This is a genomic window from Streptomyces sp. NPDC018693, assembly GCF_044391385.1.
GTDB lineage: Bacteria > Actinomycetota > Actinomycetes > Streptomycetales > Streptomycetaceae > Streptomyces.
Genome location: NZ_JBIRZZ010000012.1, coordinates 167,166 through 192,148 on the forward strand (window position 1 = coordinate 167,166; position 24,983 = coordinate 192,148).

Consider the following 24,983-nt stretch of genomic DNA (forward strand, 5'->3'; position numbering starts at 1 on the left):
CCTGCCGATTACCAGTAGGTAGGAAATCTGGACCCACCATAGGCGGGTGGGTTGGGAAAACAAACCCAGTAAGCCCTTGCACCGCCCCTCGGGTTGGAAATTCAAACCCTCACTAGACTGAGGAGCATGGCCGCCACCAAGGACCCGCGCCCCTGCTCGATCGCCGACGCCCTCGCCCTAGTCGGCGAGAAGTACTCCCTGCTCGTCCTGCGGGAGGTCTGCCTGGGCAACGGACGCTTCGACCAGCTGGCGCGCAACATCGGGGCCCCGCGCGACATCCTGGCCACCCGGCTGCGCCGCCTGGTGGACGCCGGGATCCTCACCAAGCGGCCGTACAGCCAACGGCCCCAGCGCTTCGAGTACCGGCCGACCGAGGCGGGGCTCGAACTGGAACCGGTCCTGATGACCCTCATGGCCTGGGGCGACCGCCACCTGCGGGGGGACGACGACCGCCCCATGGTGATCGAGCACAGCTGCGGCCACGAACTGCTCCCGGTCGTCACCTGCGCCACCTGCGGCGCACAGGTCCACCACGAGGACCTCCGGGCCCACCCGCAGACCCCGGGCTGGACCCTGTCGGGCCCGGCGGGGCGCTAACCGCCGCGTCCGTTGCGCCCGGGGAGGGGCTCCCACGAAGCCCCTGTGACGGACCTGTCATACCGGGACGCTAGGCTGCCCCCGGCACACGTGATCAGACGCGGCTGTCGTCGCGTCCGTCCGTCGCCCCTCCCACCGATCGGCACTTGGACTCCGTAACTTCATGTCTTGGTTTGAATCCCTCATCCTCGGACTCGTCCAGGGGCTGACCGAGTTCCTGCCCGTCTCCTCCAGCGCGCACCTGCGGCTGACCGCCGCGTTCTCCGGCTGGGAGGACCCGGGCGCCGCCTTCACTGCGATCACCCAGATCGGCACGGAGGCCGCGGTGCTGATCTACTTCCGCAAGGACATCGGGCGGATCCTCTCGGCGTGGACCCGCTCGCTGACCGACAAGACGATGCGCAAGGACCAGGACGCCCGGATGGGCTGGCTGGTCATCGTCGGCTCCATCCCCATCGGCGTGCTCGGGGTGACGCTCAAGGACCAGATCGTGGGCCCCTTCCGTGACCTGCGCATCACGGCGACCATGCTGATCGTCGTGGGTGTGATCATCGGCATCGCCGACCGGATGGCGGCCCGCGACGAGAAGGGCGGGCGGCACCGGGCGGCCAAGCAGCGCAAGACGCTCCAGGAGCTCGGCGTACGGGACGGCCTGATCTTCGGCCTCTGCCAGGCGTGCGCCCTCATCCCCGGTGTCTCCCGCTCCGGCGCCACCATCAGCGGCGGCCTGTTCATGGGCTACAAGCGCGAGGCGGCGGCCCGCTACTCCTTCCTGCTCGCCATCCCCGCCGTACTGGCCTCCGGGGGCTACGAACTGAAGGACGCGCTGGAGAACGATCACGTGGCCTGGGGGCCGACCATGTTCGCCACGGTCATCGCCTTCGTGTCCGGCTATGCCGTCATCGCGTGGTTCATGAAGTTCATCTCGACCAAGAGCTTCATGCCCTTCGTCTGGTACCGCATCGCCCTCGGCATCATCCTCGTCGTCCTCGTCACCGCCGGCGTGCTCAGCCCGGACGCCGGCGAGCCGGCGGGCGGCTGAGCCGCCACACCCGGGACAACTCAGGGTGCCCACCGACCAGTTGGCTGTTCGACTGATCGATCAGCCGTGACCAAGCCCATACGGGATCAGTAGCCGCGCGGTAGCGCGCTGTCAGTCCTTGTGCCTAGGCTTGGCGCATGTCCCCCGAATGTGCCTTCCCTGGTTCCGTGCGGTCCGCTGCCGAGTTAAACGAGCGGATCAGGGCCTTGTGGCTGCGCGCGGGCGGGTCCCTGACGGCCCAGGAGCGCGCGGAGTACGAGCTGTTGGTGGTCGAGTGGGCCGAGGCGATCCGCGGCGAGGTCGTCGAGGCGGCCTGACGCGGATCACCTCCGCAGGTGCGCGAGGACCTCCTCCGCCACCGGGTACGGCCGCTCCGGCGGCAACAGGGCCCGCGCCCGGTCCAGTTCACCGGCGCGCACCTGGCCCTGGATCTCCCTGGCCAGCGGGGTCACATCCCTGATGCCGACGAGCCACTCATCGGCGTACCGGGCCGTCGCCTCCCCCGCGAGCCCCAGCTGCAGCGACCTGTGGGGCAGCGGGTTGTGGTGCAGATCCCGCTCCGGATCCCACTGCACCCGCGCCGGTGCCGCTCTCAACTGCCGCTTCCACTCGGCCTGTTCGCCGTGCAGCTCCGGCACGTGATGCGAGAGGCAGGAATGGCGCAGCGCCCACTCGAAGCCCTCCCGGGTGATCTCCACGGCGAGGACGGTCTCCTGGTTCTCCTTGGTGGCCCAGCCGCAGCGGTACATCATCCACAGGAAGGACGGCTTGATCCACGTCATGCGCTCACGGCTCCATGACGAGGGGAAACGGCCGTTGCGCGCCGCCGCGGCGCCGATCCGCGGACGGTATGCCTGATAGACCGTGATCGTGGACTCGGTGTAGAGCGCACGGATGCGGAACCTCGGTTCCTCGGCGACGGTCTGTTCGACTGACTGATCGTTCACGGCCCCAGCCTGGCCGCCACCCGGGCGACACGGCCACCGAATATCCCCGCACGGCCCTTGGCTGCGCACGCCGTATGTCCAACACTCGGGCCATGACGCAGCGTGTGGAGCTCGCCACCGTGATGGACCGACTGGCCGTCGATGGACTGATCACCGACTACGCGGTGGCGGTCGACGACGGTGACTGGACGGCGTACCGGGACCTGTTCACCTCCGACGGCCGCGCGGACTACCGCTCCGCCGGCGGCATCGAGGGACACGCCGGGGACGTCGCCGACTGGCTCGCCGACACCCTGCGGCGGTTCGCGATGCGGCAGCACCTCATCGTCAACCGCCGGCTGCGCTTCGGGATCCTGGAGCAGGACACCGGCGACACCGCCCGGGTCCAGGCCGACTACGTCAACCCGATGCGGCTGGCCGGCGGCGACGGTGCCTCCCCGCCCGACTTCGTGTGCGGCGGCCGCTACGCCTTCGCCCTCCTGCGCACCCCCGACGGCTGGAGGGTCCACCAGGTGGTCGTACAGGAGAAGTGGCGCCGCCTGCCGAGCGCATAGCCGCGGTCGCCCGCCGAACCGCTGCTCCGGAAGATCGCACAGAGCCGTGCCCACTGTCGGAGATCGTCCGCCGCGCGGCACACTGGAGCCATCACCGGGCAGGAGGCGCCGTATGAAGTGGTTCGGCCGGTGGCTCGCCTCCCCGTGGCGGCGGTCCGTGGTCGCCGCACTGGCGGGTGCGCTGCCCGTGCTCGCCTTCCCCGGCCCCGCGCTGTGGTGGTGGGCGTACGTCGCCCTCGTGCCCTGGCTGCTGCTCCTACGGGCCGCGCCCAGCTCTCGACGCGCGGTGTACGACGGCTGGTGGGGCGGGTTCGGGTTCATGCTGGGCATGCACCACTGGCTGCTGCCGAACCTGCATGTGTTCACCTTCGTGATCGCCGTGCTGCTCGGCGTGCTGTGGGCGCCGTGGGGCTGGCTGGTGCGCCGGTTCCTGGCCGGAAGACCCTCGCGGTGGCAGGTCGCGGCGGCGCTGCTGGTGCTGCCGTCGGGCTGGCTGGTGGTCGAGCTGGTGCGGTCCTGGCAGGGGCTCGGCGGGCCCTGGGGCATGCTCGGGGCGAGCCAGTGGCAGGTGGAGCCCGCGCTGCGGCTGGCCTCCGTCGGCGGGGTGTGGCTGCTGAGTTTCCTGGTCGTGGCCGTCAATGTGGCCGCCGCCGTCCTGATCGCCGTGCCGCCCTCGCGGGTGCCCGCCGTGGCCGGCCTGGTGGCCACCGCCGTCGCCGCCTCGGTGGCGTGGGTGTGGTCGCCGCGCCCGGACGAGACCGGCCGGGTCCGGATCGCCCTCGTCCAGCCCGGCGTGGTCCACGGTCCGGCACACCGCTTCGACCGCGAGGAGCAGCTCACCCGCGGGCTGGTCGGCCAGGACGTGGACCTGATCGTGTGGGGCGAGAGCAGCGTCGGCTACGACCTCGGTGAGCGACCCGACCTCGCCCGGCGCATCGCCGCCCTGTCGGAGGCGACCGGTGCCGAGATCCTCGTCAACGTCGACGCCCGCCGCTCCGACCGGCCCGGCATCTACAAGAGCTCGATCCTGGTCGGCCCGGACGGGCTGACCGGCGACCGCTACGACAAGATGCGGCTGGTGCCGTTCGGCGAGTACGTCCCCGCCCGCTCCCTGCTCGGCTGGGCGACCTCCGTCGGCGAGGCGGCCGGTGAGGACCGGCGGCGCGGCACCGCGCAGGTCGTGATGGACGTCGCGCCCGGCCTGCGCATCGGGCCGCTGGTGTGCTTCGAGACGGCGTTCACCGACATGAGCCGCCATCTCACCGAGGACGGCGCGGACGTCATCGTCGCCCAGTCCGCGACCTCCACCTTCCAGCAGAGCTGGGCGCCCGCGCAGCACGCCTCGCTCGCCGCGCTGCGCGCCGCCGAGACGGGCCGCCCGTTCGTGCACTCCACGCTGACGGGCGTCTCGGCGGTCCACGACGCGAGCGGGAAGCGTGTGGGGTCCTGGCTGGGCACGGACGCGAGCACCACGGCGGTCTACGAGGTGCCGCTGTCCGACGGCGTCACCCCGTTCGTCCGCCTCGGCGACTGGCCGGTGCGGGCGGCCCTGCTGGTGCTGGCCGGCTTCGGCCTCGCCGAGGGCGTACGGGCTGTGCTCAGGCCGCGCCGGAGCGCTCCCGCACCGTCCGCACCACCCGCTCGCACAGTTCGTGGGTCGCGAGCGCGTCCCGGGCGCTGAGCACCTTCCCGGCGCGCACCGCGTCCAGGAAGACGAGCACCGCCTGCTCGATACCGCGCTGCCGGGCGACCGGCACCCAGTCCCCGCGCCGGCGCACCGACGGCTGCCCCTTGTGGTCGATCACCTCGGCGAGGTTGACCACCTGCCGCTTGGTGTCCTGCCCCGACACCTCCAGGATCTCCTCGGTGGAACCGCTGAGCCGGTTCATCACCCCGAGCGCGGTGAAGCCGTCCCCGGCGAGCTGGAGCACGACGTGGTGCAGCAGCCCGTCCACCACACGCGCGCGGACCGTCACGTCGTCGATCGGGCCGGGCGCCAGGAAGCGCAGGGTGTCGACGACGTGGATGAAGTCGTCGAGGATCATCGTGCGGGGTTCCTCGGGCAGGCCGATCCGGTTCTTCTGCATCAGGATCAGCTCACGCGGATGGTCGGCGCACTGCGCGTAGCCGGGCGCGTAACGCCGGTTGAAGCCGACGGCGAGACTCGTCCCGCGCGCCTCGGCGAGCTCCACCAGCCGCTGGGAGTCGGCGAGTTCGTAGGCCAGCGGCTTGTCGACGTAGGTCGGTACGCCCGCCTCCAGCAGCCGGGCGACGATGTGCGGGTGGGCCTCGGTGGGCGCATGCACGAACGCGGCGTCCAGGCCGGCCGCGAGGAGCGCGTCGAGGTCCCGGTGACGCTGCGCGGCGGGCAGGTGCAGGGCGTCGGCGACCCGGTCGAGGGTGGCCGGGGTGCGGGTCTGCAAGTGAAGTTCGGTCCCTGGCTGCACGGCGAGCACCGGCAGGTACGCCTTCTGCGCGATGTCACCGAGTCCGATGCAGCCGATCTTCACGGGGGCTCCTTCACTGCCTGCCTGGGGACGCCTGCACGGCAGCATACGGGTGCTGCGGCGGCCGCCGGCCTGCGATGCCGTGGAAGCTCCGTGGGCAAAGCGCCGGCCCGGCCGCCGCTGACGGAGCTGCTGCGCGGCCCGGGGCCGGAAAACCCGTGGTGGGCCGAGCGTTCGCTGGGCGAGGATGCCCTCATGACGACGACTCAGCGCACCTCGACCTCTCAGCACGCCGACGAGCGGACCACGCTGGAGGGCTGGCTGGACTTCCACCGCCAGACCCTGGCCCGGAAGTGCGAGGGCCTGACCGACGCACAGCTCAGAACCGCCTCCGTGGAGCCCTCCGAGCTGACCCTCATGGGGCTGGTGCGGCACATGGCGGAGGTGGAGCGATGGTGGTTCCGCGCGATCCTCACGGACGACGCCGCCGCCGGCCCGATCTACTACACCGAGGACGACCCCGACGGCGACTTCCACGTCACCGACGACGACACCTGGGCGGAGGCGCACGCCACCTGGCAGGCCGAGATCGAGGCCGCCCGGCGGGCGGCGGCCGGTGTCGCCCTGGACGACCTCTCCCAGCGCAGGAGCCGGCGCACGGGTGAGCCGTACAACCTGCGCTGGATCTACACCCATATGATCGAGGAGTACGCCCGCCACAACGGCCACGCCGACCTGATCCGCGAGCGCATCGACGGCGCGACCGGCGACTGACGTCAGCCCGCGCCGCCCCACGCCCTCCTTACGGGGCAGGAGATCACCCGTGCGGGGCAACCTCCGCTTGTCCACTGTGGTTCTCGGGGCGTGACCCAGCAGAGTTGCGCGGGTGCAGCGAACGACGACTACCGCAACGCTCCTGGTCACCGTGGCCGTGTCCGCCCTCTCCGGTTGTGTGACCGTCCAGCAGCGCCCGCCCGTGCCCGGACCGCCGCCCGTGGCGCCGTCCCAGCTGCCGGTGCCGCGACCGGACGGACGGGCCGAGACACAGGTGGTGCAGGCCCCGGTGCAGGAGGCGCTGGAGATGGTGCGGCCGGCCGCGACACCGCAGGCCGCGGTCCCGGCCCGGCGACCGGACACCGAGCCGCAGCGGAGCGTCCCCCTGGGGGAGCGTCCCGAGCGCTCGGAGTCGCCGCGGAAGGCGCAGGCACAGCCGCACCCCCGGCCGACGCATCCCTCGCCCCGGCGGACCGCACACCCCGGCGGGGGTACCCTGGACCTGTCGAAGGGCACGTCGAACGAGATGGCGCGTGAGGTGTCGCAGGGCGTGCAGAAGGAGGTGCGCAAGAACACCGATGTGTGCGCGCTCGGCAAGAAGTACGGGGGGTGGCGGGCGGACAGCCCGGAAGCCGTGATCTGCCGGCAGACGTACGGAAGGTGACAGCCCCGACCGGGGTCACGGCCGCTGCCTGGGCGGGCCCCAGCTCTCCCCGTCGGCGCCGCCCTCCCCCAGCCGCAGCTCCAGCCGCCTGATCGCCTCCCGTACCCGGTCGCCGTGGCCGTCGTCCGGCAGGACGGCCGCCGCGCCACGGGCCGCGCGCAGATGGGAGCGGGCGGCGTCGGAGCGGCCCAGCTTGGCGTAGTCCGCCGCCAGGTTCAGATGCAGCGAGGGGTACAGCGCCCGCGCGGCGAGCGACCCCTCGTGCTCCTCGGCCGCTGTCAGGGCCCGCAGGTCCCAGGCCAGTTCGTGCTCGGGGTCGTCCTGGGTGTCGGCCAGGTAGTGGGCGAGGGTGCAGCGGTGCAGCGGGTCGCCCCGCTCGCCGAGTTCGGACCAGAGGTCCAGGAGGCGGCTGCGGGCCTCCTCGCGGTCGCCACCATGGTGCAGCATCACGACCTGCCCGATCCGCGTCAGCAACGCGTCCGGCGCCGTCTGCCCCTGTCGCTCCGCCACGATGCCCTCCTCGCGTCCTTGGGACGACGCTAACCGCCACCACCGGCATTCCCCGTCAGGCGGCACCGGGCCGGCCCTGGGTGGGACCGGCCCGGCGGCGGTCAGCCGAGGTTAGGGACCGTCCAGTCGATGGGCTCGTGGCCCTGTGCGGCCACCGCCTCGTTGATCTGCGTGAACGGACGGGAGCCGAAGAACTTCTTCGCGGACAGGGGAGAGGGGTGCGCGCCCTTGACCACCACGTGCCGGGTCTCGTCGATCAGGGGGAGCTTCTTCTGCGCGTAGTTGCCCCACAGGACGAACACGGCCGGGTCGGGCCGGCCGGCCACCGCGCGGATCACGGCGTCGGTGAACTTCTCCCAGCCCTTGCCCTTGTGCGAGTTGGCCTCACCGGAGCGGACGGTGAGGACCGCGTTGAGCAGCAGGACACCCTGCTCGGCCCACGGCATCAGATAGCCGTTGTCCGGGATCGGGGTGCCCAGCTCCTCGTGCATCTCCTTGTAGATGTTGCGCAGGGACGGCGGGATCTTCACCCCGGGGCGGACCGAGAAGCACAGGCCGTGCCCCTGGCCCTCGCCGTGGTAAGGGTCCTGACCGAGGATCAGGACCTTCACCTTGTCGTACGGCGTCGCGTCGAGGGCGGCGAAGACCTCCTCGCGCGGCGGGTAGACGGGACCCTTCGCCCGCTCCTCCTCGACGAACTCCGTCAGCTCCTTGAAGTAGGGCTGCTGCAGCTCGTCGCCCAGCACCCCGCGCCAGGACTCGGGCAGCATGGCGGTGTCGGTCACGTCAACGTCCTTAGGTCGTGCGGTCGCTTCCAGGTCTCAGAACCTACAGGCGACCACTGACAACCCGCCCCCGGACCGGGACTACCAGCTCGTCTTGCGGGACAGCTCCCACAGCAGCATGATCGTCGACGCGTCCATCGACCGCTCGGCGCCGGAGATGTCCTCGTTGGCGGCCACGTACTGCTTGCCCTGCCACAGCGGCAGCAGCCGGACGTCCCTGACGAGGACCCGCTGGGCCTCCTCGAAGTCCTTCACCACGTTGGCGCGGTCGCTCTCCTGGCGGGAGCGCGGCAGCAGCACGTCGGTGATCCGGTTCGCCTCGTAGGGCGTGCCCAGGGCGTTCTGCTTGCCGACGAAGGGGGCGATGAAGTTGTCGGCGTCCGGGAAGTCCGGGGACCAGCCGCGGCCGAACACCGGGTACTCGCCCTTCTGGTAGCCGTCGACGTAGTCCTTCCACGGGCGGCTCTTGAGGGTGATCTCGAACAGTCCCGTGGCTTCGAGCTGCCGCTTGAGCTCCTTGAACTGCAGGGCGATCTCGGAGCCGTAGCGGTCGGAGGTGTACCAGAAGGTGAGCGGGACCGGGTCGGTGATGCCGGCGTCGGTGAGGATCTCGCGGGCCTTGTCGGCGTCGGGGTTGCCGAAGTCGTCGAAGAAGGCCGTGGTGTGGCCGGTCAGGCCCTGCGGGACCATGGAGTACAGCGGCTGGACGGTGTTCTTGTAGATCGTGTGCGCGAGGGCGGCCCGGTCGACGATCTGGGCGATGGCCTTGCGGACGGCGGGCTTGGCGGCCCACTTGTCCTTGGGGTTGAAGACCAGGTAGTCGATGCTCGCACCGGTGCCCTCGACGATCTGCAGTCCCTCGTTCTCGCTGTTCTTGCTCTCCAGCGAGACGATGTCGTCGGCGGCGAGGCCGCGGTAGGTGACGTCGATCTGCCGGTCCCGCAGCGCCTTGACCATGGTGGCCGAGTCATGGAAGTAGCGGATCGACACCGCGTCGTTCTGCCGGTCGGCGAAGCCCTTGTACCGATCGTTGCGGACGAGTTCGGCGCTCTCGCCCTCCTTGTAGCTGTCCAGCTTGTACGGCCCGGAGCCGACGACGCCGGAGCCCTCACGCAGGGCGTCGGCGGGGTAGTCGTCGGGGGCGACGATGGACATGGCCGGGGTGGCCAGCACGAAGGGGAAGGTGGCGTCGGGCTTGTTCAGCTGGAAGACGACCTCGCGGTCGCCGCGCACCTGGACCCGGTCGAGGCTGCCCAGCAGTCCGGCCGGGCCGGTCGGGGCGGCGATCTCCAGGATCCGGTCGATGGAGTGCTTGACCGCCTGCGCGTCGAGCTTGTCGCCGTTGGAGAAGGTCAGGCCGTCACGCAGCTCGCAGCGGTAGGTGCGGTTCCCGGTGTCGGTGAACTCGCAGCTCTTGGCGGCGTCGGGTTCGGGGGTGGACGCGCCGGGCGGGTACGCCAGCAGCGTCTGGTAGACGTTGCGGAACAGCTCCCAGGATCCGTCCCAGGCGGCGGCCGGGTCCAGGGTGCTCACGGGGCTGGTCGTTCCGACGACGATGGGTCCCCGGTCGTCGGAGCCGCTGTCCGAGAAGACGCCGCATCCGGCGACCATGCCTATGGAGGCGATCGCCGCCACTTGGCGAAGGCTTCGCTTCCGGTTGAACACGCGCACGCTCCTCGTTCTGCCGTACCAAGGGTTGGCCGACCATACCGCAGTGCCACGGGGGTAGAGCCAGGCTCCCGACCCGGTCTTGATCCACTTGTGTCCGACGGCGTGATCGACGGGCCGTGCGGCGCCCGTACGACGACCAGGGCGCCGTTCCCGTCAAGGAAACGGCGCCCTTCGTGAGCGGTTCGTGACCCGCGCGGCGGGCCGGGTGAGGTCAGCCGACGCCGGCGTTGAGGAAGATGCCGCCGTCGACGACGAGGGTCTGCCCGGTGACCCAGTCGGACTGCTCGGAGGTGAGGAAGGCGGCGGCGCCGCCGATGTCGGAGGGCACCCCGAGCCGGCCGAGCGGGTAGGCCGCGGCGGCCTCCGCCTCCCGGCCCTCGTACAGGGCCTGCGCGAACTTGGTCTTCACCACGGCCGGGGCGATGGCGTTGACCCGCACCTTGGGCGCGAACTCGTGGGCGAGCTGCTGGGTCAGGTTGATCAGGGCGGCCTTGCTGACGCCGTAGGCGGCGATGAAGGGCGAGGGGGCGATGCCGGCGACGGAGGCGATGTTGACGATCGCGCCGCCGTTGTCCTTCTGCCAGGCGTGCCAGGTCCTCTGGGCGAAACCGAGCGCGGAGATCACATTGGTCTCGAAGACCTTGCGTGCCACGTTCAGGTCGAGGTCGGCGATCGGCCCGAACACCGGGTTCGTACCGGCGTTGTTGACGAGGAAGTCGACGCGCCCGAAAGCCTCCATGGTGCGCTCGACGGCGACGGCCTGGTGGTCCTCGTCGTGCGCCTTGCCGGCCACCGCGATGGCCCGGTCGGCGCCGAGCTTCTCGACGGCCTCCTTGAGGGCGTCCTCGTTGCGGCCGGTGATGCAGACCCGGTCGCCGCGGGCGACGAGGGCCTCGGCGACGCCGTAGCCGATGCCGCGGCTGGCGCCGGTGATCAGGGCGACCTTGCCGGAGAGTTCAGTCATGTGCGTGTTCCCTGCTCCCTGTTTCCCGGGCTTCAGTTGAGCGGACCGCCGGCGACGTACAGCACCTGGCCGGAGACGAATCCGGCCGCCTCGCCGGTGAAGAAGGCGACGGCGCCCGCGATGTCGTCGGGCTCGCCGACGCGCTGGACGGGGATCTGCGAGGCGGCGGCCTTCTTGAAGTCCTCGAAGCCCATGCCGACACGTTCGGCGGTCGCGGCGGTCATGTCGGTGGCGATGAACCCCGGGGCGACCGCGTTGGCGGTGATGCCGAACTTGCCGAGCTCGATGGCGAGGGTCTTGGTGAAGCCCTGCAGACCGGCCTTGGCGGCCGAGTAGTTGGCCTGGCCGCGGTTGCCGAGCGCGGACGAGGACGACAGGTTGACGATGCGGCCGAAGCCCGCGTCCACCATGTGCTTCTGGACCGCCTTGGTCATCAGGAACGAGCCGCGCAGGTGCACGTTCATGACGGTGTCCCAGTCGGAGACGCTCATCTTGAACAGCAGGTTGTCGCGCAGCACGCCCGCGTTGTTGACCAGGATGGTCGGCGCGCCGAGCTCCGCGACGATCCGTGCGATCGCCGCCTCGACCTGCGCCTCGTCGGACACGTCGGCGCCGACCGCGATGGCCCTGCCGCCGGCCGCGGTGATCTTCTCGACGGTGTCCTTGCAGGCGGCCTCGTCGAGGTCGATCACGGCGACGGCACGGCCTTCGGCGGCCAGCCGTACGGCGGTGGCGGCCCCGATGCCGCGCGCCGCACCGGTGACTACTGCGACCCGCTGCTCAGTGGTGGACATTGCTGGATCTCCTCGCCCTTGAGAGAACACATGACGTGCGGTGAGCGACCGCTTAGTACCTTCAGCAGACGTGACGCTAGAAGCCCTGGCACCCGGTGTCAACGGCCCACCGGCCTCATGTGATCCATTACCCGAACGGCCTACGGCCGCGCGCCGTCGCACCGTGGGCCTCCTAGCGTCGGCGAGGGGACCCTGATAAAGGAGGCACCTCATGCCCCGCCGCCATACCTGCGCCGTCGGCGCGCTGTTCGCGATATCCGTGATCGTGCCGACGGCCACCGCCGCCCGGGCCCAGGACGGGGACGACCTGGACTGCCGTCATTTCGCCTTCCAGGAGGACGCACAGGCGATCCTGGACGCCGATCCGAGCGACCCGCACCGGCTGGACGCGGACAACGACGGCATTCCCTGCGAGGTCCTGCCCCGCCGCGGCGGACCCTCGATCTCCTCCACCTTCCGTCCCGCGACGCCGACAGCAACACCAACGCCAACACCAACGCCGAGACCGACACAGACACCGACACAGACACCGACGCAGACACCGACACCGACACCGACACCGGCCGTCACCCCGACCCGCGGTGTCGAGGGCGGCTTCGGCGGCGCGTCGGGCTCCGGGCCGACCGAGTGGGACATCGCCCTCGGCGTGGCGTTCGTGACCGGTGCCGCCGTGGCCACGGCCTACCTGGTCAGGCGCCGCCGGAGCTGACCGCGCAGGTCACCGCACCAGCAGGTCCAGCAGTCGCTCCGTCTCGGCGGCCGGGTCGGTGGTGAGGCCGGTGTGGACCGGGCCGGGCTGGACCACGGTCGACCGCGGGGCGACCAGCCAGCGGAAGCGGCGCCCGGCGTCGTCACCGGCCGCCTGGCCCGCCGTCCCGCCCCCGCCGCACACCCGCTCCACGGCCGCCAGAGCGTCCCGCACGCCCGCCACGTCCGCCGCGGGGTCGAGGGCGAGCAGCCGCGCCTCGTCGAGGTGGGTGCGGGCGCCGACGTAGGAGCGGGCGCGGCAGTAGACCAGCACGCCGGCGTTGATGCACTCGCCGCGCTCGACGCGCGGGACGACGCGCAGCACGGCGTACTCGAAGACGTCCCGGCCGCCGCCCTGGCCGGCCCGGGTGATGTGCCGCTCGGTCATGTGACCGGCCACGTTGATCCGGCTCTCGCTCACTGGGCCTCCTGGGTGCTGCCGCTGTCCGGGCGGTGGTCGCTCACTTCGTCTCCTCGATCCCGGTGATCCGCTCCCGGATGACGGCCGCCCGCGCCAGCAAGGGCCGGGCGTAGGCGCGGCGCAGCTCGTCCGGACCGGCGAAGCCGGGCTCGTCGGTGAGCCAGACGTCGGGGATCTCGGCGGTGACCTCGGCGAGGAGGTCCTCGGTGATCCGGGGCGCCAGGTCGGCCGCGGCGGCCGCGAGGTCGGGGGCGAAGCGGGCGAGCGCGTGGTCCGAGGCGGCGTAGGGGCGGGCGGCGGAGGTCTCGGCGGAGGGCCAGTTGTGCTGCCAGATCATGGTCGCGCCGTGGTCGATGAGCCAGAGCTCGCCGCGGTGCATCAGCAGGTTGGGGTTGCGCCAGGACCGGTCGACGTTGTTGACCAGCGCGTCGAACCAGACGATCCGGCCGGCCTCCTCGGGGCTCACCGGGAAGGCGAGCGGGTCGTAGCCGAGGGCGCCGGAGAGGAAGTCCATGCCGAGGTTGGTGCCGCCGCTGGACTTCAGCAGCTCCTGCACCCGGTCGTCGGGTTCGCCGAGGCCGAGCAGCGGGTCGAGTTCGACGGTGACCAGGCGGGGCATCCGGAAGCCGAGCCGCCGTGCGAGTTCGCCGCAGACGACCTCCGCGACGAGGGTCTTGCGGCCCTGGCCCGCGCCGGTGAACTTGATGACGTAGATCCCGAGGTCGTCGGCCTCGACGAGTCCCGGCAGCGAGCCGCCTTCCCGCAGGGGCGTGATGTAGCGGGTGGCGGTGACGTCCTTGAGCATCGTCCCAGGCTACTGGGGCGGCCCTGACAGCTCCGTGACAGCTTGGTCTTACGCCGGTCCGACCTCGACAACGTCAAGCTCTCGACGTCGTCCGGAGTTGGGCGCAGCGCTGAACACGCGGCGCCCCCCGACCGTACCTCTCGACAGATCACGCAGTCTCCGAAGGGAAACGTCAGCATGACCAGCGCATCGCTCAACTCCGCATCGCGTCCTGCCCGTCGTACGGTCGTGGCGGCGGCCGGAGCGGCCGGGCTCGCCGTCGCGCTGACCGCGTGCGGGGACTCGGACGACGGTTCGTCGTCGAGTGCGACCGGCAGCCAGACCAGTCAGGCGGCGGGCAGCGGCGGCACGAGCGGCGGGGACGCCGCCGGGGCCGCGCTCACCACGACGGCGGAGATCCCGGAGGGCGGCGGCAAGGTGTTCGCCGACCAGAAGGTGGTCGTCACCCAGCCGAAGGCCGGCGAGTTCAAGGCGTTCTCGGCCGTGTGCACCCACCAGGGCTGCGCGGTCAAGAGCGTGGCCGACGGGGTCATCAACTGCCCTTGTCACCAGAGCAACTTCTCGATCGAGGACGGCAGCGTGAAGAGCGGTCCGGCGACGAAGGCCCTGCCGTCGGTGTCCATCACGGTGAGTGGCGACTCGATCACCCTGGCCTGAGACAGCCCAGCAGCTCGTCGGTGGTCGTGAGGGTGGCGACCAGGGCGAGGGTGTGACGGATCATCGCGGAGGTGTAGTCGGCGGGCACCCCCGCGATGGCGTCCGTCGGCACGACGGCGGTGTAGCCGCGGTTCACGGCGTCGAACACGGCGTTGGGGACGGCCACGTTGGCCGAGACGCCGGTGACGACGAGGGTGCGGCAGCCCAGGTTGCGCAGCAGGGCGTCGACCTCGGTGCCCTGCACGGGCGACAGGCCGTGCAGCCGCCGTACGACGATGTCCTGCTCGGCGACCTCGATCGGGTCGGCGACCCGGACGGCGGTGCTGCCGGTGAGCTGTCGTACGGGCAGGCGTTCGGCGGCGCGGAACAGCCGGGCGTTGCGGCTGGCGCCCCGGCCGTCCGGGCGGCGCTCGGCGACGGCGTGGATCACCTGGACGCCGGTGGCGTGCGCGGCGGCCACCAGAGCGGCGATTCTGGTGAGCGCCCCCGACTGCCGTGCCTCACGGGCGAGTTCGGGCAGGGCCGCGTCGGGGCCGACGACGCCCCGCTGGCACTCGACCGTGAGCAGCACGGCAGTCGCGGGATCGAGGAGTTCACTGGGTTTCCCGTACGACGGCATGGCTCTCCCCTGGTCACCTGTGGGTGGGCGGGCGACACTAACCACCGCCGCGTGGCGAGGGAAGACATGAGAAGAGGGGGCACGATGACGGTGACTCAGCGCCGAGGGCGCAGGATCATGATGACGCCCGGCGAGGTGAACGCCTTCCTCACCACCCAGCGGACCTGCCGGGTCGCCACGGTGTCCGCCGACGGCACCCCGCATGTGAGCGCGTTGTGGTTCCTGTGGGACGGCAGCGCGCTGTGGTTGTACTCGGTGGTGCGCAGCAGACGGTGGGCGGACCTGCGGCGCCATCCGCGGGTGGCGATCGTGGTCGACACGGGCGAGGAGTACGAGCAACTGCGCGGCGTGGAGCTGTCGGGCACCGTGGAGTTCGTGGGGGAGATCCCGCGCACCGGGGAGCTGTGCGCCGAACTCGACACCGTGGAGACGTTGTTCGCCCGCAAGAACTTCGGCCTGGACGCCATGCCGCACGACGGCCGGCACGCGTGGTTGCGGCTCAGGCCGCAGAAGGTGGTGTCGTGGGACTTCCGCAAGCTGGGCGATCTCTGAGCGTCAACCGATGTGGGCCCCCGCCTCCTTGAGGGCTCGTACGGCCGCCCGGATCGACGGCCGGCGGTCGGCGTCGGCACGCCAGACGACGTAGACGTGCCGGCGCACACGCTGTTCGAGGGGCACCATGACGACGCCCTCGGGCACCGGGTGCCGGCCCAGCAGCGGCACGATGCACACGCCCAGTCCGGCCTGCACCAGCCCGAGTTGGGTGTGGGTCTCGGCGGCGCGGTGGCCGACGATCGGCTCGATGCCGCGCGAGCGCAGCGTGAACATCAGCCACTCGTGGCAGAACTCGCCCTCGCCCCAGGTGATCCACTCGTCCTCGGCGAACTCCCCCAGGTCGACCTCGTCACGTCCGGCGAGCCGATGGCCGACCGGCATGGCGACATCGGCCGGATCGTCGAGTACGGGCGCCTTGACCAGGCCGTCCGGCAGCGGCATCGGCTTGTTGTACCAGTCGAGGACGACCGCGAGGTCGAGGTCGCCGCGCACCACTCCGGCGATGCCCTTCTCCGGCTCCAGCTCGCACGAGCGCAGCCGGAGGGCGGGGTGCTGCCGGCGCAGCGCGGCGAGCACTGCGGGGAACAGTCCGCGCGCGGCCGTCGGAAACGCGGAGAGCCGCAACTCGCCCACCACTTGGCCGCGTTGGGCCTCCAGGTCGGACTGGGCGAGCTCCACCTGGGAGAGGATGCGGGCCGCGTGCTCGGCGAGCAGCCGCCCGGCGTCGGTGAGGCGCACCCCCCGCCCGTTCTTGGCGAGCAGCCGCTGGCCGACCTCCCGCTCCAGCTTGGCCAGTTGCTGCGAGACCGCCGATGTCGTCACGTGCAGCCCTTCGGCCGCACCGCTGACCGAGCCGTGCCGGGCGAGGGCGTCGAGGGTGCGCAGGCGCTCCAGGTTCAACATGAGGGCTCCAGGGTCGACATGTAAGCGATGCTACGAGATATGGCGTGCGTTTTCTCGATTGTGCTACGAGATCGTCTCCAGCATCGTTGAGGGCATGACCACCGCCACCGACGTCCGCCGCGCCTCCGCCACGGCCCCTGCCCGCTCCCGCCTCGACTGGCGTCTGCGCTTCGGCCTCCTCTCCCTGATCTGGGGTTTCAGCTTCCTGCTCATCAAGGTGGGGACCGACGGCTACGCCCCCTTCCAGGTCACGCTGGGCCGACTGCTGTTCGGTACGGCGGTGCTGGCGGTGGCGATGGTGGTGAAGCGGCAGCGGCTGCCGCGCGGGGCACGGACGTGGGCGCATCTCGCGGTCGCCGGGTTCCTGCTCAACGCGCTGCCCTTCTCGCTCTTCGCCTACGCCGAGCTGACCATCCCCTCGACCCTCGCGGGCATCTGCAACGCGACCTCTCCCCTCTGGGGGATGGCCCTGTCGCTGGTCGCCCTGTCCGAGGACCGCCCGACCCGGCTGCGGGTCGCCGGACTCGGCCTGGGCTTCCTCGGCGTGCTGACGGTGCTGGGTGCCTGGCAGGGCTTCTCCGGCCTGGACGCCACGGGGACGGCGCTGGCCCTGCTCGCCTCGCTGAGCTATCCGGTCGGCTGGATCTATGTCCGCCGGACCCTGGCCGGGACCGGATACTCGCATCTGTCGATGACAGGCGCGCAGCTGATGCTGGCCACGGTCCAACTGGCGGTCGTCACGCCGCTGTTCACCAGCATGCCGACGCGCTTCCCGGTGCTGCCCCTGCTCGCGGTCCTCGCCCTGGGCGCCCTGGGCACCGGGCTGGCGGTCCTCGTCCAGTACGGCCTGGTCGCGGAGGTGGGGCCGACGACGGCCCAGACGGTCACGTACGTCATTCCGGTCGTCGCGGCGGGGGCGGGTGTGCTGATCCTCGGGGAGTCGCTGCGCTGGAGCACGCCGGTCGGAGCGGTGATCGTCCTGGCCGGTGCCGCGCTCACCCAGGTGAGGCCGCGGGCTCACACGTAGCTGCGCGCCGGTGCCGGGCCCACGGCCTCCGCGACCGCGTCCGCCAGGGAGGCGGCCTCCTCCTCCCCGAGCGTGGAGACGGTGATCCGGATACCCGGCGGCGACGCCGTCCGGAAGCGGGCCCCCGGCGCCACCGCCCATCCCGCGTGCAGGAGCCGGGCCACCGCCGCCGTCTCGTCCGGGACCGGGACCCAGACGCCCAGGCCGCTGCGGCCGTGTGCCGCGATCCCGCGCTCGGCGAGCGCGGCGACGACCGCCTCACGCCGACTCCGGTACGTCGCCGCCACGGCCGCGCCGTCCAGGGTGCCGTCGGTCCACAGCCGCGCCACGGCCCGCTGGAGCAGCAGGCTCACCCAGCCGGGCCCGAGCCGGTGCCGGCCGCGCACCCGGTCCACCGTCACCTCGTCGCCGGTGAGGACGGCGAGGCGGAGGTCGGGGCCGTACGCCTTGGCGACCGAGCGGACGAAGGCCCAGTGGTGGGTGACGCCCGCGAGGGGGTGCAGCGGCAGATCGACGATGCCGTGGCCGTGGTCGTCCTCGATCAGGACGGTCGCGGGGTGTTCGGCGAGCACGGCGCGCAGGGCACGCGCGCGTGCGGGGCCGACACAGGCGCCCGTGGGGTTCTGCGCGCGGTCGGTGACGACGACGGCGCGCACTCCGGACTCCAGGACCCGGCGCAGTTCGTCGGGCAGCGGCCCGTCGTCGTCGATGCGCAGGGGTACGGCACGCAGGCCGAGCGCCGCGACGAGGTCGAGGGTGCGGCCCCATCCGGGGTCCTCCACGGCGACACCGTCCCCCGGTCTGAGATGCGCCGCGAGGACGCGCTCGACGGCGTCCAGGGCCCCGGACACCACGGCGAGCGGCCCGTCGGGCACCCCGTCGGCGTCGAGGGCGGCCCGGGCGAGACGGGTCAGCTCGGGCTCCACCGGCTCCTCCCCGTACAGCACGGGCCGCAGGTCCTGCTGTGCGGCGGCCGCCGCGAGCGCCTCCGCGAGCGGCGGCAGCAGTGCGGGGTCGGGGTTGCCGGAGGCCAGGTCGCGCACCCCGGCCGGCACGTCCTCGCGGACCTTCTCGCGGCCCGTCGTGGCCGGTTTGGGTCGCACCCGGCTGCCCCGGCGCCCGTCTGTCTCGATCACCCCGCGCTCACGCAGGGTGCGGTACGCGGCCGCGACCGTGTTCGGGTTCACGCCCAGCCGGGCCGCCAACTCCCGCATGGGGGGCAGGACTTGGCCTGGCTCCAGGTCACCGGTGCCGACCGCGCGCTCGATGCTCGCGGAAATGTCCGCTGCACGACGCCCTTTGATCGGATACTCTCCTAGCACAAAGCCAATTATGCACTAGTGCAATCAGGAGCGCCAATGCGGGGCACCACCGCCTACCCAGCGACCGACCGTACCGTCCCCACCCGCTCCGCGGACCGGGCGTCGTACGACAAGGAGCTGGTGCACTCGATACTCGACGAGGGCTATGTCTGCCACCTCGGCTTCGTGCGCGACGGAGCGCCGGTGGTGCTGCCGACGCTGTACGGCCGGGTCGGTGAGCGGCTCTACGTCCACGGTTCCACGGGTTCGCGTCCGCTGCGCATGGCGGGCCAGGCCGACCCGGGCCTGCCGGTGTGCCTGACGGTGACCCATGTCGACGGGCTGGTGCTGGCCCGCTCGGCCTTCCACCACTCCATCAACTACCGCTCCGTGGTGGTGCACGGCGTGGCGTACGAGGTGACCGACCCGGAGGAGAAGAGGGCCGCGCTCGACGCCCTGGTCGACCATGTCGTACCGGGCCGGTCCGCCGACTCCCGGCCGGCCGACAAGAAGGAGCTGGCCGCGACCGCGGTGATCCGCCTCGACCTCGACGAGGTCTCGGCCAAGCTCCGCACGGGCGGGGTGAACGACGAGCCCGAGGATCTCGCCCTCCCCCACTGGGCCGGCGTCGTCCCGCTGCGCAAGGGCTACGCCACCCCGGTGCCGGACGCCGGCCTGGCCCCCGGCACCGGGCTGCCCGACTACCTCGCGGTGCTGTGATGCTGATCCACCCCTGGGACGCGGCGCTCGACGACACCGAGTGGCAGCAATGGCTGTCCCGGCATGACTTCGGGCAGCTCGCCGCCAACGGCCTCGACGGCGAACCACCCTTCGTCCAGCCCCTGCACTTCGCCTACGACGCCGACCGCGGCGAGGCCGTCACCCACCTCGCCCGGCCGAACCCGCTGTGGTCCGCCCTGGAGGCGAATCCCCGGGTGCTGCTGAGCGTCGTGGACGACTACGTCTTCGTACCCGGCCCCTGGCAGGCGGGACCGGCGGACCCGCCCGAGCACGGGGTGCCGACCAGCTTCTACGCGGCGGTGCAACTGCACTGCACCGCCCATGTGGTGGACGCCCCGGCCGCCAAGGCGGAGCTGCTCAACCGCCAGATGGGCCACTTCCAGCCCGAGGGCGGCTCCGCGCGGGTCTCGCCCGGCGAGGCGCCGTACGGACGCCTCCTGGCCGGGATCCGTGGCCTGCGGCTCGAAGTGACGGACATCCGCGCCAAGTTCAAGTACGCCGGCAAGCGCCCCCGGGAGATCCAGGACCACATAGCAACCCGCCTCACCGAACGCGGTGGCCCGGGGGACAAGGCAGCACGCGACCACCTGACCCGCCGCCGCCCCTGACCCCACTGCCCCCGGTCCTACCCTCGCCCCCCACCGGTCCCCCGGGCGCGCCGACCCTGCCCCCGCCCTCGGCCCCTGCCTTGGCCTTGGCCTCGCCCCCCGGTCCCTGCCCCTACCCTCGACCCCCACCCCCCGGTCCCTGTCCTTGGCCTCGCACCCTCCGCCCCGGGTCCCTGTCCTTGGCCTTGGCCTTGGCCCCCACCGATCCGCTCGGCCCGGCCCGTGACCCGGTCCACCGACCGTGCCCCCACCGATCTGCTCATCTCGCTCCCCTGCCCTTGGCTCCCACCGGGTCCACCCCGGCCCCCGACGGATCCACCGCCCCAGCCCCAAAACCCACCCCGCCGGATCTGCCCCGTTCGCTCACCCGGCCCGACCCCGGACACGGCCGTCGACCATGCCTCACCTCCAATCCGGCGGACCCGACCCCAGGGCCGGCGGGCCAGGCATGCCCCGACCCGCCGGCCTCACCCCGGCCAATCCGCCGGGCCCGCGCCTACTCGGTCGGCCGAACCGGGGTCCCGCCCGGTCGGCTCGTCCCGTCGCGTGCCTCCGCCAGTGCGAGGCCCGTGACCGAGCCGAGCATCAGTAGCGTGCCGGCGACGGTGGCGGTGGTGAGTGGTTCGCCGAGCAGGACGACGGCGAGGACGGCCGCGCTCACCGGCTCCAGCAGCATGATCACGGAAACGGTCGCGGACCGTACGACGGCGGCGCCCGCGAAGTAGAGCGCGTAGGCCAGCGCGGTCGGCACCGCCCCGATGTACGCCAGCAGCCACAGCACCCGCACCGGATCCGCGCTGTGCGGCAGCAGTCCCTCGACCAGGGCGAACGGCAGCAGGCACAGGCCGGTCACCGCGAACGCCCCCACGGTGGTGGACGAGGCGTCCGCCGCGCCGTCCCGGCCCCACCACCTCACCAGCAGGGTCATCGTGCTGTACCCGGCGGCGGACACCAGGGCCAGCAGCACCCCCCATGGCCGTACGGCCGTGTCACCGCCGTCGGCGAACAGCACCGCGAGCCCCGCGAGCGCCCCGGCCACGGCGAGGACACCGGCCCGGCCGAGCCGCTCACCCAGCGTCAGCCGGGCCCCGAGGGCGATCAGGACGGGACCGGCGCCGAGGGTGACGACCGTGGCGACGGCGAGTCCGGTGGCGTCGACGGCCGCGAAGTACGCCGTCTGGAACACCGCCAGCCCGACGCCGGTGGCGGTCATGCGCCGGACACGGGGGCCCAGCGGCAGCCGGGTACGGGCGCCGCGCGGGGGCAGCAGGCGCGCGGCGAGCAGCAGGACCAACCCGGCGGCGCAGCGCCAGAAGGACAGCGTGGCGGCGCTCATGTCACTGGCCCGGAAGACCAGCGCGGCGGCCGCGCCGGCGGTACCCCAGGCGGCACCGGCGACGATCAGATAGAGGAGGGCGCGCCCGACGGGCAGTGGGGCGGCCGGGGACGGAGTGGCAGAGGAATCTGCACGGGAAAGGGTCGACACGCATTCTCTCCGCAGTCGCGCGCAAGGCGCGGAAGTTCGGGAAGGGCCGCCGCTTGCGCGACGGTCCGCGGACTTCGTCTGCGGGCAGCACCGTTCCGCCCGGCGGCGCGCGCCGGGCGTGGTTCACCGGAGGGCCCGCCTCAGGCGGCCGGCGGTGAGATGAGAGGGGTGCGCTGATCCATGAGCGGCACCCTAGGCGGCCGTTCCACGGGGGGACAACTCCCTTTCGGGGGTGCCGCCGGCCACCGGCTCCGGGGAGCCCTTCACCGGTGTGGACGACTGCGCGATGAACGCGCCCAGCAGCACCACCGCACCGCCGACGATCTGCGGGGCCGAGAGGTGCTCGCCGAGCAGCACCCAGGCCAGCACCGTCGCGATGACCGCCTCCAGACAGGCCACGACGGTCGCGACCTGCGGGGAGAGCCGCCGTACGGAGACCACTCCGGTGACATAGGCGACGACCGTGGCGATCAGTACGATCCAGGTGAGCAGCAGCCAGGAGGGCACATCGGTGCCGTTCATCCCGGCGGTGTCGGCGAGCACCGACCACTGCATGCCCCAGGGGCGGGCCACCACGGTCAGGACGGCGGCACCGACGAGGAGGCCGTACGCGATGACGCCGAACGGGTCCGGGGTGTCCGCGCCGGCGTCGGTGCCCTGGTCGGACAGGACGAAGTAGCCGACCTGGCAGCAGGCGGCGCCCAGCGCCAGCAGCAGCCCGAGGGCGTCGACGCTCAGCCCCGCCCAGACCTCGACGACACAGGCGAGCCCGCCGACCGCGAGCACCACACCGACGGCGGCGGCCCGGGTCACGGGCCGCCGCTGCACGAACCGCACCCAGCCCAGTACGAGGGCCGGCGCCAGGTACTCCACGAGCAGCGCGACACCGACGGGCAGACGGGAGATCGAGGCGAAGTAGAACGCCTGCACACCGGCCACGCCGAGCAGCCCGAACCCGGCCAGCAGCGCGGGGCGGCGGCGCAGCAGGTCGCGGTGGCGCACGGCGAGCGGAAGCATCACCAGGGCCGCGCCCGTCACCCTCAGCCACACCACGTGCAGCGGGTCCAGGCCCGCCTCGATCAGCGGCTTCGCCGCGACCCCCGACCCGCCGAAGGCGATGGCCGACCCCACCGCGAGCGAGAGCCCGATGCCCTTGCCGCGGCTGCCCTGACTGCTCACAGACGTACGCACCGGCACATGATGACAGGCGACGACATGACCGTCACCCCCGTTGACACCTGTCTCACCGGCTGGACGGCGGTCGGCGACCGCGCCGGTCACGAGGGGGTCGCACAGCGAACAAGCGAACAAGCGAACAGAAGAGCCACCGCCCGGTCACGACGCGGCGCTGTCGCCATCCCCGGCGTACTCCTCCACCCCGCTCTCGACGCGCGCCAGCAGGTCCTGCGCATCGACCCCGGCGTGGCCGAGCACCTCGACGGCGCGGGCCTCCGGATCGGCGACGATCGAGGCGAGCAGATCCAGGCCGTGGGCCGCGGTGCGGCCGCGCCGCAGAGCACGGGCACGGGCGTGCCGTACCGCGATCGCGGCGAGCGGCGAGAAGCCGTGGCCGGACGACGGGTCCGCCGTGTCGGCCCGGCCCGTGGGCGTCACGACGGGCAGCGCGCCGGAGTCCTCGACGCCGCTCTGCCAGCGCAGTCCGTAGCCGATGCTGCGCTGGACCAGATAGCCGAGCAGCCGGGCGAGCTGCGGCCCGCCCTCGAAGGCGGCGCGTACGTCGAGATCGTGTTCGAGGAGGGAGTGCAGCAGATGGGCGGTGTCGATCTGCCGGTCCCCGTCCCGGAGCGCCCGTCGGCGGGCACCGGCGACCACCGCGGTGAGTTCGTCGCTGAACCCGCCGTCATCGTCCGCGCCGGGCGTCACTGGCCCATGGTCCGACTGCCGGGGAATACGGGATTGCACATCCCCCACCCCATCAGCCCCGGCCGATCCGGTCATCCGCGCGGCGAACCATTCGCACGTCCCACGCTGAGCGGACGGCGCGGTGTGCAATCTCCTCCCTGCGGATGAGATCCAGCCGTTTCCCACGAGGGGCGCGCGCCGCCTTGCCCCGCGCCCCTCACGCCATGACATTTTCTGACGGTTCATCAGTATTGAAAGTTGCGGACCCTGCCGCTACGTTCCGCGACACCTGGCCCGAGTCGGAGAGGTGGTCGCATGGCCGAAGTGAGCGCGGAGGCACGCATCGGCGCGTCGGCGGAGAGAATCTGGGCGCGGCTCACGGACTGGCCGGCGTACGGCGAGTGGAACGCGACGCACACCGACTTCCCCGAGGGCGGTCCGAAGACCCTGGAGGTGGGCGCGGCCTTCCAGGAGAACATGAAGCTGATGGGCTTCCCGGCCGAGGTGGAGTGGACGGTCGAGGAGCTGGAGACCGCCCGGGTGCTGGCCATCCGCGGCAAGGGCCCGATGGCGGTGACCGTGGCGACGCGCTACACCCTGACACCCGACGGGGACGACGCGGCGACGGTCCGGATCGACGGCGAGTTCACGGGCGCGGCGGTGTCCCTGATGGCGGGCAGGCTGAAGGACTCGGCGACGGCCGCGCTGAACGAGTCGCTGCGCCGACTGGGCGGGCTGGTGAGCTGACCCCGGACACGGGAAGGCGCCCCGCGCGGGTCGCACGGGGCGCCTTGACCGCCGCAGGACGGTCAGTCCTCGTCGGCGAGGATGAGGTACAACTTCTTGCGGGCGTCGTTGATGACCGCCAGGGCCTTGTCGCGCTGCTCCTTGCTGCCGGTCTTCCAGACCTGGCCGAACGCCTCCATCAGCCCGAATCCGGCCTGCCGGATCTCACCGAGCGCCTCGAAGTCGATCCCTCGGGAGGCTTCCTCCCAGGGCGCCTCCGGACCGGCCTCGGCCGCGGCCCGGCCCTCCTCGGTGAGGGAGAACAGCTTCTTGCCGCCCTCGCTCTCACTGGCGATGAGCCCCTCGTCCTCCAGCAACTGGAGGGTGGGGTACACCGAGCCGGGGCTGGGCTTCCACGCGCCGCCGCTGCGCTCGGCGATCTCCTGGATCATCTCGTAGCCGTGCATCGGCCGGTCCTTCAGCAGAGCCAGGATCGAGGCCCGCACATCACCGCGGCGCGCCCTCCCCCTGGGTCCGCCCCGTCCTCGCCCCCAGGGCCCCGGCCCGAATCCCGGCCCTCCCGGCCCGAAGGGCCCGAACGCCGCCCGCAGCCCGTCGAAACCACCCAGGCCACCGCCGAAGGGACGCTCCTGTCCATGTCCACGCTCAAATCCGTGGCTACGCATCGCGCTCACTCCATCCATCGTTGATCTCTCGCGATGCCTCAACGATATATCGGAAGAGTGAAACCGACAAGCCCCCGAACAGTGCGGCG

General features: G+C 72.0%; 30 protein-coding genes. 14 read left to right on the forward strand and 16 right to left on the reverse strand.

Annotated features, from left to right (window positions below; translation table 11 throughout):
• The first annotated feature begins 126 nt into the window (after positions 1 to 126).
• The 3 genes from ACH5AC_RS28195 (at position 127) to ACH5AC_RS28205 (ending at position 1,956) form a co-directional block, all read left to right on the forward strand.
• Complete coding sequence (locus ACH5AC_RS28195) at positions 127 to 597, forward strand: winged helix-turn-helix transcriptional regulator (protein ID WP_398864988.1); 471 nt, start codon at positions 127 to 129, stop codon at positions 595 to 597.
• Positions 598 to 760: 163 nt separating this feature from the next.
• Positions 761 to 1,639, forward strand: coding sequence for an undecaprenyl-diphosphate phosphatase (locus ACH5AC_RS28200; protein ID WP_398864989.1), 879 nt, complete (start codon positions 761 to 763; stop codon positions 1,637 to 1,639).
• 137 nt (positions 1,640 to 1,776) lie between these two features.
• Entirely contained in the window at positions 1,777 to 1,956 is a 180-nt protein-coding gene (locus tag ACH5AC_RS28205; protein WP_398864990.1) for a hypothetical protein, read from the forward strand.
• 6 nt (positions 1,957 to 1,962) lie between these two features.
• On the opposite strand, the gene ACH5AC_RS28210 is transcribed toward ACH5AC_RS28205, so the two are convergent.
• Complete coding sequence (locus ACH5AC_RS28210) at positions 1,963 to 2,586, reverse strand: DUF4291 domain-containing protein (RefSeq protein WP_398864991.1); 624 nt, start codon at positions 2,584 to 2,586, stop codon at positions 1,963 to 1,965.
• A gap of 92 nt (positions 2,587 to 2,678) precedes the next feature.
• Here ACH5AC_RS28210 and ACH5AC_RS28215 point away from each other — a divergent pair, with 92 nt between their 5' ends.
• Complete coding sequence (locus ACH5AC_RS28215; RefSeq protein ID WP_398864992.1) at positions 2,679 to 3,140, forward strand: nuclear transport factor 2 family protein; 462 nt, start codon at positions 2,679 to 2,681, stop codon at positions 3,138 to 3,140.
• Positions 3,141 to 3,252: 112 nt separating this feature from the next.
• Positions 3,253 to 4,821 carry an apolipoprotein N-acyltransferase gene (lnt, locus tag ACH5AC_RS28220; RefSeq protein WP_398864993.1) on the forward strand — a complete coding sequence of 523 codons (1,569 nt, stop codon included), beginning with the start codon at positions 3,253 to 3,255 and terminating at the stop codon, positions 4,819 to 4,821.
• On the opposite strand, the gene ACH5AC_RS28225 is transcribed toward lnt, so the two are convergent.
• A complete protein-coding gene (locus ACH5AC_RS28225; protein ID WP_398864994.1) occupies positions 4,739 to 5,650 on the reverse strand; it encodes a Gfo/Idh/MocA family protein in 912 nt (303 codons plus the stop codon). The genes lnt and ACH5AC_RS28225 overlap by 83 nt on opposite strands.
• Positions 5,651 to 5,842: 192 nt before the next feature.
• On the opposite strand from ACH5AC_RS28225, the gene ACH5AC_RS28230 reads away from it, so the two are divergent.
• Positions 5,843 to 6,361: a DinB family protein gene (locus ACH5AC_RS28230; RefSeq protein ID WP_398864995.1), complete on the forward strand. Its 519-nt coding sequence runs from the start codon at positions 5,843 to 5,845 to the stop codon at positions 6,359 to 6,361.
• 112 nt (positions 6,362 to 6,473) lie between these two features.
• On the forward strand, positions 6,474 to 7,025 hold the full coding sequence (locus ACH5AC_RS28235) for a hypothetical protein (RefSeq protein ID WP_398864996.1): 552 nt from the start codon (positions 6,474 to 6,476) through the stop codon (positions 7,023 to 7,025).
• 15 nt (positions 7,026 to 7,040) lie between these two features.
• On the opposite strand, the gene ACH5AC_RS28240 is transcribed toward ACH5AC_RS28235, so the two are convergent.
• The 5 genes from ACH5AC_RS28240 to fabG all read right to left on the reverse strand — a co-directional run bounded on the left by ACH5AC_RS28240 (position 7,041) and on the right by fabG (position 11,749).
• Positions 7,041 to 7,535, reverse strand: coding sequence for a hypothetical protein (locus ACH5AC_RS28240; protein WP_398864997.1), 495 nt, complete (start codon positions 7,533 to 7,535; stop codon positions 7,041 to 7,043).
• A gap of 101 nt (positions 7,536 to 7,636) precedes the next feature.
• Positions 7,637 to 8,320 carry a uracil-DNA glycosylase gene (gene ung, locus ACH5AC_RS28245; protein ID WP_398864998.1) on the reverse strand — a complete coding sequence of 228 codons (684 nt, stop codon included), beginning with the start codon at positions 8,318 to 8,320 and terminating at the stop codon, positions 7,637 to 7,639.
• An 81-nt stretch (positions 8,321 to 8,401) separates the two neighbouring features.
• Complete coding sequence (locus ACH5AC_RS28250) at positions 8,402 to 9,985, reverse strand: ABC transporter substrate-binding protein (protein WP_398864999.1); 1,584 nt, start codon at positions 9,983 to 9,985, stop codon at positions 8,402 to 8,404.
• Positions 9,986 to 10,202: 217 nt separating this feature from the next.
• On the reverse strand, positions 10,203 to 10,955 hold the full coding sequence (locus ACH5AC_RS28255) for an SDR family oxidoreductase (RefSeq protein WP_398865000.1): 753 nt from the start codon (positions 10,953 to 10,955) through the stop codon (positions 10,203 to 10,205).
• Between the two features lie 32 nt (positions 10,956 to 10,987).
• A complete protein-coding gene (gene fabG / locus ACH5AC_RS28260; RefSeq protein WP_398865001.1) occupies positions 10,988 to 11,749 on the reverse strand; it encodes a 3-oxoacyl-ACP reductase FabG in 762 nt (253 codons plus the stop codon).
• Between the two features lie 211 nt (positions 11,750 to 11,960).
• On the opposite strand from fabG, the gene ACH5AC_RS28265 reads away from it, so the two are divergent.
• On the forward strand, positions 11,961 to 12,458 hold the full coding sequence (locus ACH5AC_RS28265; RefSeq protein ID WP_398865002.1) for an excalibur calcium-binding protein: 498 nt from the start codon (positions 11,961 to 11,963) through the stop codon (positions 12,456 to 12,458).
• Between the two features lie 9 nt (positions 12,459 to 12,467).
• On the opposite strand, the gene ACH5AC_RS28270 is transcribed toward ACH5AC_RS28265, so the two are convergent.
• Together ACH5AC_RS28270 and ACH5AC_RS28275 are read right to left on the reverse strand one after the other, a co-directional pair.
• Entirely contained in the window at positions 12,468 to 12,884 is a 417-nt protein-coding gene (locus ACH5AC_RS28270) for a DUF3037 domain-containing protein (RefSeq protein ID WP_398865051.1), read from the reverse strand.
• 73 nt (positions 12,885 to 12,957) lie between these two features.
• Positions 12,958 to 13,722 carry a HipA family kinase gene (locus ACH5AC_RS28275; RefSeq protein ID WP_398865003.1) on the reverse strand — a complete coding sequence of 255 codons (765 nt, stop codon included), beginning with the start codon at positions 13,720 to 13,722 and terminating at the stop codon, positions 12,958 to 12,960.
• Between the two features lie 177 nt (positions 13,723 to 13,899).
• On the opposite strand from ACH5AC_RS28275, the gene ACH5AC_RS28280 reads away from it, so the two are divergent.
• Positions 13,900 to 14,379: a Rieske (2Fe-2S) protein gene (locus ACH5AC_RS28280; RefSeq protein ID WP_398865004.1), complete on the forward strand. Its 480-nt coding sequence runs from the start codon at positions 13,900 to 13,902 to the stop codon at positions 14,377 to 14,379.
• On the opposite strand, the gene ACH5AC_RS28285 is transcribed toward ACH5AC_RS28280, so the two are convergent.
• Positions 14,366 to 14,998: an isochorismatase family protein gene (locus tag ACH5AC_RS28285; RefSeq protein ID WP_398865005.1), complete on the reverse strand. Its 633-nt coding sequence runs from the start codon at positions 14,996 to 14,998 to the stop codon at positions 14,366 to 14,368. The two genes, ACH5AC_RS28280 and ACH5AC_RS28285, sit on opposite strands and share 14 nt — an antisense overlap.
• Positions 14,999 to 15,082: 84 nt before the next feature.
• Here ACH5AC_RS28285 and ACH5AC_RS28290 point away from each other — a divergent pair, with 84 nt between their 5' ends.
• Positions 15,083 to 15,550, forward strand: a complete 468-nt coding sequence (locus ACH5AC_RS28290; protein WP_398865006.1) for a pyridoxamine 5'-phosphate oxidase family protein — start codon at positions 15,083 to 15,085, stop codon at positions 15,548 to 15,550.
• Positions 15,551 to 15,553: 3 nt separating this feature from the next.
• On the opposite strand, the gene ACH5AC_RS28295 is transcribed toward ACH5AC_RS28290, so the two are convergent.
• Positions 15,554 to 16,456 carry a LysR family transcriptional regulator gene (locus ACH5AC_RS28295; protein ID WP_398865007.1) on the reverse strand — a complete coding sequence of 301 codons (903 nt, stop codon included), beginning with the start codon at positions 16,454 to 16,456 and terminating at the stop codon, positions 15,554 to 15,556.
• Between the two features lie 58 nt (positions 16,457 to 16,514).
• Here ACH5AC_RS28295 and ACH5AC_RS28300 point away from each other — a divergent pair, with 58 nt between their 5' ends.
• Entirely contained in the window at positions 16,515 to 17,483 is a 969-nt protein-coding gene (locus ACH5AC_RS28300; RefSeq protein ID WP_398865008.1) for a DMT family transporter, read from the forward strand.
• On the opposite strand, the gene ACH5AC_RS28305 is transcribed toward ACH5AC_RS28300, so the two are convergent.
• Positions 17,474 to 18,805 carry an aminotransferase class I/II-fold pyridoxal phosphate-dependent enzyme gene (locus tag ACH5AC_RS28305; protein WP_398865009.1) on the reverse strand — a complete coding sequence of 444 codons (1,332 nt, stop codon included), beginning with the start codon at positions 18,803 to 18,805 and terminating at the stop codon, positions 17,474 to 17,476. The genes ACH5AC_RS28300 and ACH5AC_RS28305 overlap by 10 nt on opposite strands.
• Before the next feature lie 36 nt (positions 18,806 to 18,841).
• Between ACH5AC_RS28305 and ACH5AC_RS28310 the strand changes: the two genes are divergently transcribed.
• A complete protein-coding gene (locus ACH5AC_RS28310) occupies positions 18,842 to 19,504 on the forward strand; it encodes a pyridoxamine 5'-phosphate oxidase family protein (protein WP_398865010.1) in 663 nt (220 codons plus the stop codon).
• Positions 19,504 to 20,133, forward strand: a complete 630-nt coding sequence (locus ACH5AC_RS28315; protein ID WP_398865011.1) for an FMN-binding negative transcriptional regulator — start codon at positions 19,504 to 19,506, stop codon at positions 20,131 to 20,133. Before ACH5AC_RS28310 ends, ACH5AC_RS28315 begins: the two co-directional genes overlap by 1 nt.
• Positions 20,134 to 20,629: 496 nt before the next feature.
• On the opposite strand, the gene ACH5AC_RS28320 is transcribed toward ACH5AC_RS28315, so the two are convergent.
• From ACH5AC_RS28320 to ACH5AC_RS28330, 3 genes are all read right to left on the reverse strand, one after another.
• Positions 20,630 to 21,619 (reverse strand): DMT family transporter, encoded by a 990-nt coding sequence (locus tag ACH5AC_RS28320; RefSeq protein ID WP_398865012.1) that lies wholly within the window; start codon positions 21,617 to 21,619, stop codon positions 20,630 to 20,632.
• Positions 21,620 to 21,811: 192 nt separating this feature from the next.
• Positions 21,812 to 22,816 (reverse strand): EamA family transporter, encoded by a 1,005-nt coding sequence (locus tag ACH5AC_RS28325; RefSeq protein WP_398865013.1) that lies wholly within the window; start codon positions 22,814 to 22,816, stop codon positions 21,812 to 21,814.
• A 138-nt stretch (positions 22,817 to 22,954) separates the two neighbouring features.
• On the reverse strand, positions 22,955 to 23,542 hold the full coding sequence (locus ACH5AC_RS28330) for a Clp protease N-terminal domain-containing protein (protein ID WP_398865014.1): 588 nt from the start codon (positions 23,540 to 23,542) through the stop codon (positions 22,955 to 22,957).
• A gap of 255 nt (positions 23,543 to 23,797) precedes the next feature.
• Between ACH5AC_RS28330 and ACH5AC_RS28335 the strand changes: the two genes are divergently transcribed.
• The gene (locus ACH5AC_RS28335; protein ID WP_398865015.1) at positions 23,798 to 24,229 is read left to right on the forward strand and encodes an SRPBCC family protein; all 432 of its coding nucleotides are present in this window, start codon (positions 23,798 to 23,800) and stop codon (positions 24,227 to 24,229) included.
• A gap of 62 nt (positions 24,230 to 24,291) precedes the next feature.
• On the opposite strand, the gene ACH5AC_RS28340 is transcribed toward ACH5AC_RS28335, so the two are convergent.
• On the reverse strand, positions 24,292 to 24,894 hold the full coding sequence (locus ACH5AC_RS28340) for a PadR family transcriptional regulator (protein WP_398865052.1): 603 nt from the start codon (positions 24,892 to 24,894) through the stop codon (positions 24,292 to 24,294).
• Between the last annotated feature and the right edge of the window lie 89 nt (positions 24,895 to 24,983).

Excerpts from the sequence above, each read along its gene's own strand:
- ACH5AC_RS28265 (WP_398865002.1), top strand. The coding sequence starts at position 11,961 with ATGCCCCGCCGCCATACCTGCGCCGTCGGCGCGCTGTTCGCGATATCC.
- ACH5AC_RS28295 (WP_398865007.1), bottom strand. The coding sequence starts at position 16,456 with ATGTTGAACCTGGAGCGCCTGCGCACCCTCGACGCCCTCGCCCGGCAC.
- ACH5AC_RS28315 (WP_398865011.1), top strand. The coding sequence starts at position 19,504 with ATGCTGATCCACCCCTGGGACGCGGCGCTCGACGACACCGAGTGGCAG.
- lnt (WP_398864993.1), top strand. The coding sequence starts at position 3,253 with ATGAAGTGGTTCGGCCGGTGGCTCGCCTCCCCGTGGCGGCGGTCCGTG.
- ACH5AC_RS28230 (WP_398864995.1), top strand. The coding sequence starts at position 5,843 with ATGACGACGACTCAGCGCACCTCGACCTCTCAGCACGCCGACGAGCGG.
- ACH5AC_RS28195 (WP_398864988.1), top strand. The coding sequence starts at position 127 with ATGGCCGCCACCAAGGACCCGCGCCCCTGCTCGATCGCCGACGCCCTC.
- ACH5AC_RS28280 (WP_398865004.1), top strand. The coding sequence starts at position 13,900 with ATGACCAGCGCATCGCTCAACTCCGCATCGCGTCCTGCCCGTCGTACG.
- ACH5AC_RS28285 (WP_398865005.1), bottom strand. The coding sequence starts at position 14,998 with ATGCCGTCGTACGGGAAACCCAGTGAACTCCTCGATCCCGCGACTGCC.
- ACH5AC_RS28335 (WP_398865015.1), top strand. The coding sequence starts at position 23,798 with ATGGCCGAAGTGAGCGCGGAGGCACGCATCGGCGCGTCGGCGGAGAGA.
- ACH5AC_RS28275 (WP_398865003.1), bottom strand. The coding sequence starts at position 13,722 with ATGCTCAAGGACGTCACCGCCACCCGCTACATCACGCCCCTGCGGGAA.
- ACH5AC_RS28270 (WP_398865051.1), bottom strand. The coding sequence starts at position 12,884 with ATGACCGAGCGGCACATCACCCGGGCCGGCCAGGGCGGCGGCCGGGAC.
- ACH5AC_RS28310 (WP_398865010.1), top strand. The coding sequence starts at position 18,842 with ATGCGGGGCACCACCGCCTACCCAGCGACCGACCGTACCGTCCCCACC.
- ACH5AC_RS28205 (WP_398864990.1), top strand. The coding sequence starts at position 1,777 with ATGTCCCCCGAATGTGCCTTCCCTGGTTCCGTGCGGTCCGCTGCCGAG.
- fabG (WP_398865001.1), bottom strand. The coding sequence starts at position 11,749 with ATGTCCACCACTGAGCAGCGGGTCGCAGTAGTCACCGGTGCGGCGCGC.
- ACH5AC_RS28200 (WP_398864989.1), top strand. The coding sequence starts at position 761 with ATGTCTTGGTTTGAATCCCTCATCCTCGGACTCGTCCAGGGGCTGACC.
- ACH5AC_RS28340 (WP_398865052.1), bottom strand. The coding sequence starts at position 24,894 with ATGCGTAGCCACGGATTTGAGCGTGGACATGGACAGGAGCGTCCCTTC.
- ACH5AC_RS28290 (WP_398865006.1), top strand. The coding sequence starts at position 15,083 with ATGACGGTGACTCAGCGCCGAGGGCGCAGGATCATGATGACGCCCGGC.
- ACH5AC_RS28215 (WP_398864992.1), top strand. The coding sequence starts at position 2,679 with ATGACGCAGCGTGTGGAGCTCGCCACCGTGATGGACCGACTGGCCGTC.
- ACH5AC_RS28255 (WP_398865000.1), bottom strand. The coding sequence starts at position 10,955 with ATGACTGAACTCTCCGGCAAGGTCGCCCTGATCACCGGCGCCAGCCGC.